12 protein-coding genes are annotated in these 14,763 nt (G+C 60.4%); 4 read left to right on the forward strand and 8 right to left on the reverse strand.

The window, feature by feature from the left end:
* Nucleotide 1: 1 nt before the first annotated feature.
* The gene (gene coaE / locus MTX36_RS12470; protein WP_243620051.1) at nucleotides 2-1,216 is read right to left on the reverse strand and encodes a dephospho-CoA kinase; all 1,215 of its coding nucleotides are present in this window, start codon (nucleotides 1,214-1,216) and stop codon (nucleotides 2-4) included.
* A gap of 152 nt (nucleotides 1,217-1,368) precedes the next feature.
* Between coaE and MTX36_RS12475 the strand changes: the two genes are divergently transcribed.
* Nucleotides 1,369-1,590, forward strand: coding sequence for a hypothetical protein (locus MTX36_RS12475; protein WP_094273485.1), 222 nt, complete (start codon nucleotides 1,369-1,371; stop codon nucleotides 1,588-1,590).
* A 37-nt stretch (nucleotides 1,591-1,627) separates the two neighbouring features.
* Here the strand turns inward: MTX36_RS12475 and MTX36_RS12480 are convergent, their stop codons facing one another.
* Both MTX36_RS12480 and rpsA read right to left on the reverse strand, forming a co-directional pair.
* A complete protein-coding gene (locus tag MTX36_RS12480; RefSeq protein WP_243620052.1) occupies nucleotides 1,628-2,395 on the reverse strand; it encodes a CPBP family intramembrane glutamic endopeptidase in 768 nt (255 codons plus the stop codon).
* A gap of 254 nt (nucleotides 2,396-2,649) precedes the next feature.
* Nucleotides 2,650-4,137, reverse strand: coding sequence for a 30S ribosomal protein S1 (gene rpsA, locus MTX36_RS12485; RefSeq protein WP_243620053.1), 1,488 nt, complete (start codon nucleotides 4,135-4,137; stop codon nucleotides 2,650-2,652).
* A gap of 308 nt (nucleotides 4,138-4,445) precedes the next feature.
* On the opposite strand from rpsA, the gene MTX36_RS12490 reads away from it, so the two are divergent.
* Nucleotides 4,446-5,291 carry a class I SAM-dependent methyltransferase gene (locus MTX36_RS12490; protein WP_243620054.1) on the forward strand — a complete coding sequence of 282 codons (846 nt, stop codon included), beginning with the start codon at nucleotides 4,446-4,448 and terminating at the stop codon, nucleotides 5,289-5,291.
* A 3-nt stretch (nucleotides 5,292-5,294) separates the two neighbouring features.
* Here MTX36_RS12490 and MTX36_RS12495 read toward each other — a convergent pair whose 3' ends face one another.
* From MTX36_RS12495 to MTX36_RS12510, 4 genes are all read right to left on the reverse strand, one after another.
* Entirely contained in the window at nucleotides 5,295-6,056 is a 762-nt protein-coding gene (locus tag MTX36_RS12495; RefSeq protein WP_094273488.1) for an amino acid ABC transporter ATP-binding protein, read from the reverse strand.
* Nucleotides 6,053-7,018 carry an amino acid ABC transporter permease gene (locus tag MTX36_RS12500; protein WP_243620055.1) on the reverse strand — a complete coding sequence of 322 codons (966 nt, stop codon included), beginning with the start codon at nucleotides 7,016-7,018 and terminating at the stop codon, nucleotides 6,053-6,055. The genes MTX36_RS12495 and MTX36_RS12500 overlap by 4 nt, the downstream gene beginning before the upstream one ends.
* A 64-nt stretch (nucleotides 7,019-7,082) precedes the next feature.
* Nucleotides 7,083-7,955 (reverse strand): ABC transporter substrate-binding protein, encoded by an 873-nt coding sequence (locus MTX36_RS12505; RefSeq protein ID WP_374230476.1) that lies wholly within the window; start codon nucleotides 7,953-7,955, stop codon nucleotides 7,083-7,085.
* Between the two features lie 185 nt (nucleotides 7,956-8,140).
* The gene (locus MTX36_RS12510) at nucleotides 8,141-9,238 is read right to left on the reverse strand and encodes an isocitrate/isopropylmalate dehydrogenase family protein (RefSeq protein ID WP_243620057.1); all 1,098 of its coding nucleotides are present in this window, start codon (nucleotides 9,236-9,238) and stop codon (nucleotides 8,141-8,143) included.
* A 19-nt stretch (nucleotides 9,239-9,257) separates the two neighbouring features.
* Between MTX36_RS12510 and MTX36_RS12515 the strand changes: the two genes are divergently transcribed.
* Together MTX36_RS12515 and MTX36_RS12520 are read left to right on the forward strand one after the other, a co-directional pair.
* The gene (locus MTX36_RS12515; protein ID WP_243620058.1) at nucleotides 9,258-9,779 is read left to right on the forward strand and encodes a 2'-5' RNA ligase family protein; all 522 of its coding nucleotides are present in this window, start codon (nucleotides 9,258-9,260) and stop codon (nucleotides 9,777-9,779) included.
* 151 nt (nucleotides 9,780-9,930) lie between these two features.
* Complete coding sequence (locus MTX36_RS12520) at nucleotides 9,931-13,236, forward strand: protein kinase (RefSeq protein ID WP_243620059.1); 3,306 nt, start codon at nucleotides 9,931-9,933, stop codon at nucleotides 13,234-13,236.
* Between the two features lie 355 nt (nucleotides 13,237-13,591).
* Here the strand turns inward: MTX36_RS12520 and MTX36_RS12525 are convergent, their stop codons facing one another.
* Nucleotides 13,592-14,155, reverse strand: a complete 564-nt coding sequence (locus MTX36_RS12525) for a C40 family peptidase (RefSeq protein ID WP_243620060.1) — start codon at nucleotides 14,153-14,155, stop codon at nucleotides 13,592-13,594.
* Nucleotides 14,156-14,763: the final 608 nt, after the last annotated feature.

The raw sequence follows: 14,763 nt of genomic DNA on the forward strand, positions 1-14,763 counted from the left end.
GCTACGCGTTCCAACCCGACTTCCCAGCCCAGTCCCAGGCCCGATGAAACGCCTTGTCGAACCACGGTGTCTTGACCGCGAGGTAGGCGCCTATCGCCTTGTCGTAATCGTCGATTCCGGCTGCCTGCGAGGCTGCGAGGACCTTCAACGACGAATACTCGTCGCGCGCTGCACCGTCTGCCCGCAGCCAGTCCCGGAACAGGATGGCGAACTGTTGGCCCGGCCAACCGTCGACGCGGACGTGAATGTTCACCAAACGTCCGGGATCGGCGCCGCCGTGAATCCGCTTGGCCCACACCGCAGGGTCGGTTTCACCGCCGACATACGCAGGCTTCGGGTCGTCGGCAACGATGTGCTCGATACGCGGGAAGCCTCCGGCCGCAAGATCAGCGGCAAGTTCGTCGGCGATTCCCAGGTGTTCGACCGTGATCTGAATATCGATCACATCCTTGGCATCAAGTTCCGGAACGGCAGTGGAACCGATGTGATCTATACGCAACGCGCGGCCACCGCAGAGGAGCGCCAGCCTGTTGATCAGCCGACCGGCCTGAGCGGGCCACGACGGATCCGCCGGGCTCAATTCGGGGAGAGCTCGAACTACCGAGCCAGTGCGCAGGTTTTCCTCGAACGGCGCGATTCGCGTTGCCCACAACTCACGGACAACCGCGTCGAGCGCCCCCGGATCCCCGCTGTTGTCAAGCCACACGTCCGCCACGATACGTCGCTGTTCATCGTTCGCCTGCGCCGCGATACGAGCGCGGGCATCCGCTTCAGGCATCCCCCGTGAGCCGACCAACCGTCGTACCCGCTCTTCGGCATCGACGTACACGATGATGACAAGATTGAATGCCGGAGCCATCCCCGCTTCGACCAACAGCGGAATATCTTGCACCAGAACGGAGTCTGAAGACGCGGCAGCAATCTGCTCGGCCGTCCGGTCCCCGATCAGCGGATGAAGGATGGAATTGAGTGTGCCGCGGGACGTGTCGTCGGCAAACGCCAACGCCGCCAAAGCAGGCCGATCGAGACTGCCGTCGTCGGCAAGGATTCCGTCACCGAATGCCTGCGCCAACGCTGCTAGTCCCGGACTGCCGGGTTCTACGACTTCCCGGGCGATCAGGTCGGCATCAACAATCACAGCTCCCAGTTCGGTGAGAATTTTCGACACAGTCGACTTGCCGGCTCCGATGCCTCCAGTGAGGCCAAGTCTCAACACAACCGACAGTCTCTCACCCTCAATGACCGTGGTCGAGAAGGAGTCCTGATATCGAACACGCCGCACCCTCGAGACCCAATTACCACAATTTACGCAATCCGTGTGGTTAAGTTCTAGCGAACGCCCTGTACCTTCTCGAGAAAGTGGACGCCATGCGAGCAGATCGCGACCATCTCGGTCAGCACCGCCTCGGAATGCCGAACGGCGTGCACTGCATCGAATACCCCGAGGTCGCCTTCGCATTGGCGGAGCATCGCCGGACATGGTTCACCGTGCTCGTGAGCCAGGGCCGTCACAGCTTCGCGTCGATGCGCAAGCGCACCGCAGAAGCCACTGCGACGTACTGGGTACCGGCTCCGGCAACTATCGCCTGACCTAGAATTTCACAGCTGCACCGATAGGCCATCAGTCTTAACAGGCTGGTGGCCTATTTTGATCTCGAAATTCGAGTGCTTGAAGGCACCTGCCTCTGCTACCGGCACTGACTCGGTATGCACAGAATCCGGCGACGACGACCGAGGCCGCGGCTAGCTGAGCCATCCATACTGCCGACGCGTCACCATCCGAAAAGAAGAGCAGCAGACCGATATTGACGAACCAATGGGCCATCGTGGCGACGACCGTTCGACCGAAGATAGTCCTGCCGGCACTCAATGTCCCGAAGATGACCGACATCGCTGTAGCTCCGACGACGAATAGCAGATAGACCAGAGGTCCCTCGCTCGCTACATAAAAGTGCCCGACGCCAAACAGGAGTCCAGTTCCGATCATCGATGGGATCGCTCCGGTCCGGGTTTCGAGAAGCGGCTGGACAATGCCCCGCCAACCGATTTCCTCTGCGGCGGCGCCGAACAACGCCGCAACCAAGACCACGGCGATCGAGTTCGGAAGCGTAGCCACGTCGAGAACACCCCAGTGCTGCGGCGTCAATCGGTCCAGCGCCCAGATCCCGGCGAACATTCCGCCCGCCGCGGCGGCCCCCGCGACAATCGGCACCACGAAGCCGCTGCGTGTCACCTTGGGTAGAACCAGCCGGCCTCGCCACGCGGCCAATACGACCAACGCTCCGACCAGCGTCGAGAACTGGGTAAGGCGCAGCGTCTGCGGATCGAGACCGCTGATGTTCTGCAGGAGCGCAAGAATCGGCGACGTCGCTGCCGACACCAGAAGAAACGTCACGATCGGTCGCCAGATTGGAGGTCGTGAGACCACGTGAACCGGGACTGAATTCGCTTGCATATGCACCGATATCTCCAAGGCCGTAGTAGGTATAGGACCAGCCTAGAAATCGGCAGTACCGACGCACATCACCCCGCAGAGCGATGTGCACGTAGCGCCGGAGTATGAGCTTGCGCAACAAAAAGAACCCCGCTCCTGCAATGCAGGAGCGGGGTTCTTTCAAGATCTCGCTTGATCAGATCAAGCGGTAATCCTTATGCGTTGCCCGACAGCTTCTCACGAAGTGCGGCGAGCTGTGCATCGCTGGCAAGCGATCCGCCAGCGGACTCAGCCGGAGCGGAGCCTTCAGCGACCGGAGCCTCATCGTCGTCAGCAGATGCAGTCTCCGAGGAGTAGCCTGCGGCAGCGGTGGCAGCTTCAGCGGCCTCGTCTGCAGCGGTCTTCTCCATCTGAGTGGTGTGCATCTTGTGGCGACGCTCAGCCTCGGCGTAGCGGTTTTCCCACTCTTCGCGCTGCTTGTCGAAGCCCTCGAGCCATTCGTTGGTCTCGGGATCGAAGCCCTCGGGGAAGATGTAGTTGCCCTGCTCGTCGTACGAGTCGGCCATGCCGTACTTGGACGGATCGAACTCGGCGTTGTAATCCTCGTTGGCCTGCTTCAGCGACAGCGAGATACGACGACGTTCGAGGTCGATGTCGATGACCTTGACGAGCGCGTCGTCGCCGACACCAACAACCTGGTCCGGAACCTCGACGTGGCGTTCTGCCAGCTCCGAGATGTGAACGAGGCCTTCGATTCCCTCTTCGACGCGCACGAATGCACCGAACGGAACCAGCTTCGTGACCTTGCCGGGCACGATCTGGCCGATCGCGTGGGTGCGAGCGAACTGGCGCCACGGATCTTCCTGCGTTGCCTTGAGCGACAGGGAAACGCGCTCGCGGTCCAGATCGACGTCGAGAACCTCGACGGTGACCTCGGTGCCGACCTCGACAACCTCGGACGGGTGATCGATGTGCTTCCAAGACAGCTCGGAAACGTGAACCAGGCCGTCTACGCCGCCCAGGTCCACGAATGCACCGAAGTTGACGATGGAGGACACGACGCCCTTGCGGACCTGGCCCTTCTGGAGCTGGTGCAGGAATTCGCTGCGGACCTCAGACTGGGTCTGCTCGAGCCATGCGCGACGCGACAGAACCACGTTGTTGCGGTTCTTGTCGAGCTCGATGATCTTGGCCTCGATCTCCTTGCCGACGTACGGCTGGAGATCGCGGACGCGACGCATCTCGACGAGCGAAGCGGGGAGGAAGCCACGAAGACCGATATCAAGGATGAGGCCGCCCTTGACGACCTCGATGACGGTGCCCTTAACGGCCTCGTCCTTCTCCTTGAGCTCCTCGATGGTGCCCCAGGCACGCTCGTACTGAGCACGCTTCTTCGACAGGATCAGTCGACCTTCTTTGTCCTCCTTGGTGAGGACGAGAGCCTCAACCGCATCTCCCACGGAGACGACCTCATTGGGGTCGACGTCGTGCTTGATGGAGAGCTCACGAGAAGGGATGACACCTTCGGTCTTGTAACCGATGTCGAGCAGGACCTCGTCGCGATCGACCTTAACGATGGTGCCTTCGACGATGTCACCATCGTTGAAGTACTTGATCGTTGCGTCAATGGCGGCGAGGAAGTCCTCGGCAGAGCCAATGTCATTAATGGCTACCTGCGGCGAGGTATGGGTTGTGGAGGGCATATGTTGAATTGCTCCGGACGAGTTGTGGTCGGTTGATGGATTTTGTCGGACGAGATGCAACATCTAGGCGCGAAAACGCAGTACCCAGTTGCACCCGAAAGGTAACAACCGGAAACCGAAACACATTCCGCGCCCGAACGGCGCACCACGAGATCTCTCGTTCATACCAATCCGCAACCTTGTAAAAGGCCCCGTACAGACAATCGGCAGAATGACAGACACTCGCGTGGGTAAGACTACGCGTCGGCTGTGTGACCAGGCAAACCCGGGTACTCTGTCGCCGCCGTACGCGCTCTAGTCTGTTCGATATGTCTGACGATCGCCACGCCGCCGCCAATTCCATCCTCGGTACCAGTGGAGTCGGACGAGCTCGAGTCGACTCCGATACGAGCGACCGTGCGAGCCGCGCATGGTGGGACGCCGACGCCGAAGATTATCACCGGACACACGGCGATTTTCTGGGCGTGAACAGTGCCGAAGGCGAATTCGTCTGGTGCCCGGAGGGACTGCACGAAGGCGACCATCACCTTCTGGGCGACATCGTCGACAAGGACATTCTCGAAGTGGGCTGCGGATCCGCCCCGTGCGCACGATGGCTGGCCGGCCACGGCGCCCGAGCGGTCGGACTCGATATTTCGATGGGGATGCTCGCCCGCGGAGTCGATGCGATGAACACCGGCGGCCCACGCGTCCCGCTGATCCAAGCTAGCGCGGAACTGCTGCCGTTTGCCGACGAGAGTTTCGACATCGTCTGCTCGGCGTTCGGCGCAGTCCCCTTCGTGGCCGATTCCCAACAGGTCATGAACGAGGTCGCACGCGTCCTGCGGCCGGGCGGAAAGTGGGTCTTCGCGGTCAATCACCCGATCCGCTGGATCTTCCCCGACGATCCCGGCCCCAAGGGTTTGACCGCAACACTCCCCTACTTCGACCGCACGCCCTACGTCGAGGTCGACGACAACGGCGTCCCGACGTACGTCGAGCATCACCGCACAATCGGCGACCGCGTACGCGAATTGGTTGCCGCCGGACTGCAGGTTCAGGACATCATCGAACCGGAGTGGCCAGAATGGTTGGACCGCGAATGGGGACAGTGGAGTCCCCTTCGCGGCCAACTCTTTCCGGGCACCGCAATTTTCAGCGCCGTCAAACCCTGACGGTTACAGCAGATTCGACAGGAACGCCTTGGTGCGATCTTGCTTCGGGTTGGCAAGTAGCTCGCGCGGCTCTCCTGATTCGACGACGACGCCGCCGTCCATGAACACCAGTTGATCGGCAACCTCGCGGGCGAATCCCATCTCGTGGGTGACAACGACCATCGTCATGCCGTCCTTGGCGAGTTGTTTCATGACCGCGAGTACCTCACCGACCAGTTCCGGGTCGAGCGCTGAGGTCGGCTCGTCGAACAACATCAGCTTCGGGTCCATTGCCAGAGCGCGTGCGATAGCGACTCGCTGTTGCTGTCCGCCGGACAACTGCGCCGGGTACGCATTGGCCTTGGCACTCAGGCCGACCTGATCGAGGAGATCTTTGGCGCGCTCGACGGCTTTCTTCTTGCTGATCCTCTTCACCTGAGTGGGCGCTTCGATGATGTTCTCGAGAGCCGTCCGATGTGGGAACAAGTTGAAATGCTGGAACACCATGCCGATATCGCGGCGTTGTTTGGCCGCAGCCCGCGGGTGCAGTTCGTAGAGCTTGCCATTCTTCTCGGAGTAACCGACCAGATCACCGTCGACGTAGAGACGGCCGGCGTTGACCTGCTCGAGGTGATTGATGCATCGAAGGAACGTCGACTTACCCGATCCGGAAGGACCGACGAGACAGAGAACCTGTCCGCGATCAATTTCGAGCGAAATGCCTTTGAGGACCTCGAGCGCGCCGAAGTTCTTGCAGACCTGTTCTGCCTTCACCATCGGTGTCATTTACGTTCTCCTCCGGGAATGTCCGGGAGTGTCTCCACTACCGCGGCGTTGCCTTGCGCGTCGGCAAGGGCCTGAAGTTGGCGTGTGGTGAGCGCCCGTGTGGCACCCTTCGAGTAGTGCCGTTCGACGTAGTACTGACCGATCATCAGCAAACTCGTAATTGCGAGGTACCACGTGGACGCGACCATCAGCAGCGGAATCGGCTCGAAATTGGCACCCGAAATATCTCGGGAAATACCGTAGATCTCGCCGGTGAACTGCACCGCAGAAACCAGAGAAGTCGTCTTGAGCATGCTGATGACTTCGTTGCCTGTGGGCGGGATGATAACGCGCATCGCCTGAGGCAAGATCGTGCGACGCATGGTCTGGCCCCATGTCATTCCCAAAGCCACGGATGCTTCGGTCTGACCTTCGTTAACCGAACTGACTCCGGCGCGCACGATCTCGGACATGTAGGCAGCTTCGTTCAGACCCAACCCGATTACGGCGAAGAGAAACGCTGCCTGGATTCCGTAAAGGTCGATGTGCACGAACTGATGGACAAACGGAATTCCGAGGTCCAGAGTTTTGTAGATCGACGGAAACAGCCCCCAGAACACCAACTGCACGTAGACCGGCGTGCCACGGAATACCCACAGGTACGCCCAGGCCGCGGACCTGAGAACAGGGTTGGGCGACAACCGCATCACTGCTAGAACTACGCCGAGAACGATGGCCAAGACCATGGCCAGAACCGTCAATTTGATGGTGTTCCATGCGCCCTCGGTAATGCGCGCGTCGAACAGATACTGACGGTAGGTGCCCCACCCAAACGCCTCGTTAGTCGCTGCTCCATAGAGGAAAAGTCCAAAAAGGACCAGTACAACGATTGCGGCTATCCATCGCCCTGGCCGGCGGAGCGGGATCGCCTTGATCGGTGCGGGTTGCCGACTCTGTGGGTCCGCACTGCCCGTTGTTGTCATCGTTGACGCCTCTCCCCGTTTGATACCGGGCTTGTCCATAGTCGTTGTGGCTGCTGGTTGTTCATCAGCTCTCCGCACCGTTGATCTTCGAAACCTCGATCACGCCTGCCTCGACGCTCCACTTCTGGGCGATTTGCAGATAGACCCCGGTGTCGATCAGATACTGCATGGCCTGCTGCAGCGCCGGGCCCAAACCTGATCCCTTGACGATCGGCCAGCCGTACGGCGCTGATTCGAACGGAGCACCGGCCGCTTCCATCCGGCCCTTGCTGCGCTTGATCGCGTATCCCGTGACCGGTGAGTCCGCAGAGAGTGCGTCGACACGTCCAAGGATGAGGGCATTGGCCGCGTCATCCTGACTGTCGTATTTGACCTTGTCGATCGGCGGCTTGCCGGCGGCAACGCAGGCTGCGCTCTTTGCCGGAACCTCGTCGATGTCTTCCGTCGTGGTGGTTTGCACCGCCACTCGCAACCCGCAGGCGTTGTTGGGGTCAACCGGGTTGTCCGGCCGCTGGGCCCATTGAATTCCGGCACTGTAGTAAGTAACGAAATCGACGGTCTTCTCCCGCTCCTTGGAGTCGGTGAACGATGACATGCCCATGTCGTAGCTACCCGATTGGATTGCGGGAATGATCTTGTCGAAATCTGCCTGGTTGAATACTGCTTCGACGCCGAGGACGGCAGCCACGGCTTCCATGAGATCGACGTCGAATCCGACGATATTTCCGTCCGCATCCTTGAATTCATTGGGTGCGTACGGGACGTTGACACCGATCTGAAGCTTCCCGGATTCTGCGACCCTGGGTGGCAGAAGCGCCGCGATCTCGGGGACTTTCTGCACACTGATCGCCGGTCCCTCGGGTACCAGTCCTTCATCGTTGACAACGCATCCGCCGCAGAGCGCGACAATTACCCCGATCAAGAGGAGTCGCACCACATGTGCACGCACGCCCCTACGCCGAACTACTTGTACCCGCACGTTTTCACCGACCACGACTCTGCTCTCCACTCGTCGATCGCCGCACCGAGCAACGTTCATTCGAAATTCGATAGAACGGTAGGTTACGGCAGGAGTCACTCCAGCACCGATTCGGCGAAACCTCGGGCAACCCGATCACGGAATCAGCGACGCACTGTGCGTGCGTACACCGCTTCGGCGAATTGACTGGTCGAGGCTAATCCCCCGAGATCAGCTGTCGCCGTTCCTGCGGCGATGGTGCCCCGAACGGCGTTCGTGATGCGGCTTGCCGCGAGTGTGAGCCCACTGTCTCCACGCGATTCGCCGAGCCAGTCGAGCATCATCGCGCTCGACAGCAGCAACGCTGTGGGATTGGCCCGGTTCTTTCCCGCAATATCCGGCGCGGCACCGTGCGCAGCTTGAGCCATAACTTTGGTTTCCGAAGCATTGATCGACGGTGCACTGCCGAGTGAGCCCGACAGTTCTCCGGTCAGGTCGGAAAGTATGTCGCCGAACATGTTCTCCGTGACGACGACGTCGAAGTCTCCGCCGCGGCGGACGAGAAGTGCTGCCATGGCGTCGACGTGTTGATCGTCGACGACGACGTGCGAAAATTCGGTAGCGACGCTCAGGCAGGCGTCCCGGAAAAGTCCGGTGGTGAGCGTCAGAACATTCGCCTTGTGCACGATGGTGACGTGATTGCGTCGACGCGTCGCCAGCGTGAAAGCGGTCCGAGCAATTCGCTCGCATGCCGATCGGGTGAAGACGCCAACGGCTAGAGCGAGATCGGGCGTCGGCATGAACTCTCCGCTGCCCACCGCCATGTTGCGATCGGCATACAGCCCTTCAGTGTTCTCGCGGACGATGACCAGATCCATCGTCGGGACGACAGCCTTCACACCCTCGAATGCGAAGGCGGGTCGGATATTCGCGAAGAGTTCGAATTTCTTGCGAATCACGCCGCCGGGCGTGAGCTGTCCACGAAACTCACTCGGGTAGGACGCACTGTCATGGGGTCCGAGAATCCATCCGGGTAGCTGTTCGAGAGCTACGAGAGTCTTGTCGGGAATCGGAGTCCCGTGTGTCTCGATGGCTTCCCGTCCGAGCGGAAGTTCCACCCAGTCCACCGGTGGCGCATGAACCGCGGACATTGCCGCGTCGACTATCTGCCGCGCCACGGGGACAATTTCATGGCCGATTCCGTCGCCGTGCATGAGTCCCAGTCGCAGTGTCGAAGAAGTGATTGCGCTCGCACCTGTCATCGGGTAATCATTGCTCACGATGGTCCAGTCGGTGGAGTTGTTGCTCGACGCGTCGAGCGAATCAGCGATTCGCTCTCAGTGGACTGCGCTCGCAGATGCCGAACTACCCAGTCAAGCCAGTCGTCGCAGCGCATCGAATCGTCCACACATCACGTTGTTCGCTGCCCACAGCATTCCGGCTGACGTCGACGCAATCCTGAGCCGACGGTTCATGCAGCCGGCCTTCGAGCTTCGACTGGGCGGTTACATAGTTTTCGGTGGCAAGCAGTTTGTGTTGGCACGTTCGGTAATTCCGTCGCGAGCACTACTGCGACTTCACCACGACGTCTACGAGGCTGCTGCGGGATCGAGCGGTATCTCGGCGCACATCGAACCCGGTTCCTGGACACCACACGTGACCTTGGCGCGGCGGGTTACCCCCGATCAATTGGGTTACGCGATCTCACTGCTCGGCAGTGCGGTAGTAATCGGAAATTGCGGTCCGATCAGGCGTTGGGACGGCGACGAGAAGGCAGAATGGCTACTGACCCCGCCTCGATGATTCTCCACGCACAACCGATGTAACTATATCCTTGGAGCACACGCCGAGAAACGACGTGCACAGTTGGATCCGCAACCTTTAGGCCGGTCCGCTCGTGACTTTCTCGGCGATACGGGCTCACTGAAAACGATTGCACCGAATCGAAGCACTGATGGTCGACAATGATCCACCACCGACACAGCGCGATGTCGTGATCGCAGATCTGACCGCCGCGGGCTTCGAGGACGCCGAGGAGATCGGCCGCGGAGGCTTCGGCGTCGTATTCCGATGCCTAGAGCGTTCCCTGGACCGCACTGTTGCGGTCAAAGTTCTCACCGGCACCTTCAACCGCGGGAACGTCGATCGTTTCCTACGCGAGCAACGCGCGATGGGCCGACTGACGGGGCATCCGAACATCGTCAACGCCCTCCAGATCGGCGAAACAAGTAGTGGTCGGCCTTACATCGTGATGCCGTATCACCCTCTGGATTCATTGCAGGCTCGGATCAGCCGTGACGGCCGACTCGATTGCGAGGCGGTGCTGCGACTGGGTGTCAAAGTAGCCGGCGCTCTCGAAACCGCACACCGTCTCGGCATCATCCACCGGGACGTAAAGCCGGCGAACATTCTGTTGACGGACTACGGCGAACCCGAACTGACGGATTTCGGCATCGCTTACGTTGCCGCCGATGTCGACACGGCCGCGGGATCGGTCGCCGGATCCCCCGCATTCACGGCGCCTGAGGTTGTGGACGGAGAAGCACCGGGTGCGGCCGCAGACATCTACGGTCTCGCTGCGACTCTCTTCTCCGCCGCAACAGGCCGACCGGTACCGGATGTGCGTGAGCAAGGCATCCCGGACGATGTGCGCGAGGTTCTCGAACGGGCAATGTCCGTCCGTCCGGATGACCGCCCAGCCACAGCCGCCGAATTCGGTGACGAACTGCGGCAAATCCAAGGCGATCACAGCTGGCCCGTCGACGAGATGGCGTTGAACACCGAACCTCTACCGGCGAGAACCACTCACGACCGTCCGCGGGCAAGCGACTCCACGCCCCGCAGTTTCACGCCCCGCAGTTTCACGCCCCGCAGTTTCACGCCCCGGAACACCCCGTCTTCGACCAATAGCGTCGGGTCGAAGACATCGCGAGACCACTTGGGGAACCTGCCGCTGGAGCTGACCAGTTTTGTCGGCCGACGCCGGGAGATGACGGAAACGAAGAAACTGCTGGCGTCATCCCGCCTGGTGACGCTCACTGGAGTCGGCGGTGTGGGTAAGACCAGGCTGGCGCTACACGTCGCTCGACACTCACGGCAAGCATTTTCTGACGGTGTCTGGTTGGTCGAACTAGGCGAAGTCAGAGACGAGCCTCTTGTCGCCGAAGAGGTGGCAGCCACGCTCGGACTGCGGAATCTGTCCGCCCGCCCGGCCGTGGACACATTGATCCAGCACCTGAGTACGTGTCGAATTCTCCTGGTGCTCGACAATTGTGAACAGTTGCTGGACCCGGTAGCCGAGCTCACCGAGTCAATTTTGCGGACTTGTCCCGAGGTACGAATACTGGCAACAAGTCGGGAGCCGCTGGGGATCGGCGGGGAAACGGTAGTACGGGTCCCGCCACTGACGGTGCCCGCTCCGGATCAAATTCCGTCTCTGCGTGGGCTGTCGGGCTACGACGCGGTGACGCTCTTTACCGAACGCGCCTGCGCCGCTGTCCCGACCTTCGAAATCACCGAAGACAACAGGGTTCCACTGGCTCAGATCTGTCATCGACTCGACGGGCTGCCACTACCGATCGAATTGGCTGCGGCGCGTTTGCGTTCGATGTCGATGACGCAGATCCTGGAACATCTCACCGACCGATTCCAACTCTTGACCGGCGGTAGCCGCGGTGCACCGTCGCGCCAGCAGACGCTGCGTCTGTGCATGGACTGGAGCTACGAACTGTGTTCGCCGCTCGAGCAACAGTTGTGGGCTCGGTTGTCGGTCTTCGCGGGCGGATTCGAGCTGGACGCTGTGGAGTCGTTGTGCGCGTTCGACTTTGGCCCGGGCGATGTACTGGACGGATTGGCATCACTGGTCGACAAGTCGATTCTCATTCGGGAGGAGCCGACCTCCGTCGTTCGATACCGATTGCTGGAAACGCTGCGAGAGTACGGCTGGGAAAAGCTACACGAGGCCGGCGAGAGTACCGCGATACGCCGTCGGCATCGGGACTGGTTCGAGAAACTCGCTTTGCGCGGTGCTGCGGAGTGGATCAGCTCGACGCAACTGGAGTGGATTACTCGATTGGGCCATGAGCAGCCCAATCTCCATGAGGCACTGGAGTTTTGCCTCTCCGAATCCAACTCGAACGACGTCGAACCGGGACTCCATCTCGCGGGCGCCATGTTTCCGTTCTGGTTCTCCCGCGGCGTCTACAGCGAGGCCCGACACTGGTTCGACCGTGTTCTGGCATGCAAACCCTCGCACGGGAGCATAGATCGACTCTCCGTGATCTACGGCGCCTGCCTTCTCCTGGCAATCCAGGGCGACAACCCCGTGGGAGTCACCCTCGCCGAGGAGGGACGCGTTATTGCCGATGAGCTGGCAAGTCCGGTCGCCGATGCACTCGTAGCGCATGCCGACGGAGTGCTCGCACTCTTCAGCGGCGACATGAAAGGCGCGATCACCAGTATGGAAAGCGCCAGGGCCGCCTTCCGTAGCGACGGCAATCTCCTTCGGCGTGTACTGGTGCTGAACCAACTCGGAATGGCCTACGACTCGATCGGAGATCCGACACGTGCCATCGCATGTTACGAAGAATCGCTCGCGATAACCGGTCCAGTCGGCGAGTCCCTCTACCGGGGACGGACATCAACGAATCTGGGCCTCGCGCTTTGGAAGCAATGGCAGCAGGGAAAAGAGACGGACCCCGCGCGCGCGGAAGCTTTGATGAAGCAAGGTCTCCGGCTTGCCCGGCGCGTCGACGATCCACTTGGATCTGCGTGGTGCCTGGAACTGCTGGCGTGGATCGCGGGCGGCGACGACACGTACCGGCACGCAGCCCTTTTGATGGGCGCTGCGCAGGCGCAGTGGCATGAGATCGGCAACCCGGCCATCCGTTTGCTCAGCCTGACCGGCGATCATGACAAGTGTGAACAAAACGCCCGGCAGGCGCTTGGGCAACGAACATTCGAAGCTGAATTCAAAAAAGGTAAGGGAATGACGTTCGCCGACGCGGCGGCACTAGCACTGGGCGAGAATCCGCAAGTCACGAATCCACCCAGTAGCGGCGGAACTAATCTGACCAAACGTGAACATGAAGTCGCGGAACTTGTAGCCGGGGGCCTGACGAACAAAGCGATCGCTGCCAAATTGGTGATCTCACAGCGCACCGCTCAAGGGCACGTCGAACATATTTTGACAAAGCTCGGATTCAACTCGCGTACGCAGATTGCGGGCTGGGTGGTCGAGCGTGCCCACGAGGTCACGTAAGGGAAAAGTGGGGAAACCGCTCCCCTGGCTCAGTGAACTGGAAAGCCACTCGCGACAAATTATGCGGCACCGCGTTCAGTCCGTGGTCGATCACCGTGTACAGCCACGGACCTTCGTCCAGTTCTACGATCGCGATGACCGGGACGTGCATTCGACCCGGTTCGCACCAACCGTCCAGCGCAATGCGGCAGGAGACGATGGTGCCCTTCCCACAACAGGGCACCACGTCGAGGTTCACTCCACGGCATCCGGGACAGATCCTGGTCCGCGGCGCGGACAGTTGTCTACACCCCGCGCACCGCAGAATGGTCAGACATCGACTTTCCATGATTTCACTGCGTTTCTAGATTTGAAATCAGAACCGACGGGCCATGTGGAAAGGCATCGAGTCGAGAGGTGCCCGTGTGACTGACTGGCCGCTGGTCGGCGCATGAACGACCTGACCGTTACCGGCGTAGATACCGATGTGGTCACCACCGTAGTAGAGCACCAAGTCGCCCGGTCGCAAATCGGCTTTGGAGACCGCGACGCCGCTGGCTTCCTGGTCATACGTGGTACGTGGGATCGAAACGCCCGCCTGCGCGTACGCCCACTGGGTCAGACCCGAGCAATCGAAGGAGTTCGGTCCGGTAGCACCCCATACATACGGTGACCCGATCTTCGACTCCGCAGCAGACAAGGCGCGGTCGCCGGCGCTGGGCGCGGAATGGATGACATCCGGCGTCTCCATCGGATTGACCGGCACCAACTGATTGGGCAGAGCGGGGATCGTGAAGTCGATACCTGGAATTGACAGTGGTTGGGCGCTCGCGCCTGCTGTCGTGGCGGCGAAGGTACCTGCAGTGAGTGCGGCAACCACGATGGCGCCTCGGATAGTGCGGCTCAAAGCTGTGTTTCGGCTGGTCATACGTACGGCCATGATCTTGTAGATTTCCTTTTCTCGGTACTCCGGCCCGGATCGGGTCGGCCATGGCCATAACTCTGCAGTTTGTTCGCGTTCGTGACTTCCGCCGAATGGACCGAGACATACCTATTTCGGCCGCGCTCGAAAAACCAGGTATTCGACACGCAACGCCAGCCTCGCTGATCGAAGAACTGGCGGTGTGAGACGCGAGGCCGGCACGATTCGGTAGCGCTAGTGGCCGAAATGTAGTGATTTCGGACATAACCGACCGGCAGTTCTGCGTGCGATGGTCACAAATAGGTACCAATCCAGGTACTTTGACCATTGACTTACGGGTACCGGAATGTATCGACATCACGGGACCCCGCAAGGGCGCGCTGTCGGAACAACCGACAGGCCGGTTGGTGGCTACGATCCGAAGCGCTGATCGCATTCTCAAAATTGTTGCTACACAGCAATTTATGCAATGTTTTGGAATACCGATGGCACCGCGAGAGTGCCGTGCGCATCATCGGCGCGGGCACATAACATCTATCGACACGGGAAGAAGTGCCGTTACAACTTCGCAATTGGTCATCTCCCCGCACCGCAACAACCTGGATTCAACAGGTACCTCATGGCAA

It is taken from the genome of Rhodococcus sp. ARC_M6, from assembly GCF_022810305.1.
Taxonomy (GTDB): Bacteria; Actinomycetota; Actinomycetes; order Mycobacteriales; family Mycobacteriaceae; genus Rhodococcus_F.

Bases quoted from the DNA above. Each gene is read 5' to 3' on its own strand.
- MTX36_RS12510 (WP_243620057.1), bottom strand. From the start codon at position 9,238: ATGACAGGTGCGAGCGCAATCACTTCTTCGACACTGCGACTGGGACTC.
- MTX36_RS12525 (WP_243620060.1), bottom strand. From the start codon at position 14,155: ATGGCCGTACGTATGACCAGCCGAAACACAGCTTTGAGCCGCACTATC.
- MTX36_RS12495 (WP_094273488.1), bottom strand. From the start codon at position 6,056: ATGACACCGATGGTGAAGGCAGAACAGGTCTGCAAGAACTTCGGCGCG.
- MTX36_RS12500 (WP_243620055.1), bottom strand. From the start codon at position 7,018: ATGACAACAACGGGCAGTGCGGACCCACAGAGTCGGCAACCCGCACCG.
- MTX36_RS12490 (WP_243620054.1), top strand. From the start codon at position 4,446: ATGTCTGACGATCGCCACGCCGCCGCCAATTCCATCCTCGGTACCAGT.
- rpsA (WP_243620053.1), bottom strand. From the start codon at position 4,137: ATGCCCTCCACAACCCATACCTCGCCGCAGGTAGCCATTAATGACATT.
- MTX36_RS12475 (WP_094273485.1), top strand. From the start codon at position 1,369: ATGCGAGCAGATCGCGACCATCTCGGTCAGCACCGCCTCGGAATGCCG.
- MTX36_RS12515 (WP_243620058.1), top strand. From the start codon at position 9,258: ATGGTCCAGTCGGTGGAGTTGTTGCTCGACGCGTCGAGCGAATCAGCG.
- MTX36_RS12520 (WP_243620059.1), top strand. From the start codon at position 9,931: ATGGTCGACAATGATCCACCACCGACACAGCGCGATGTCGTGATCGCA.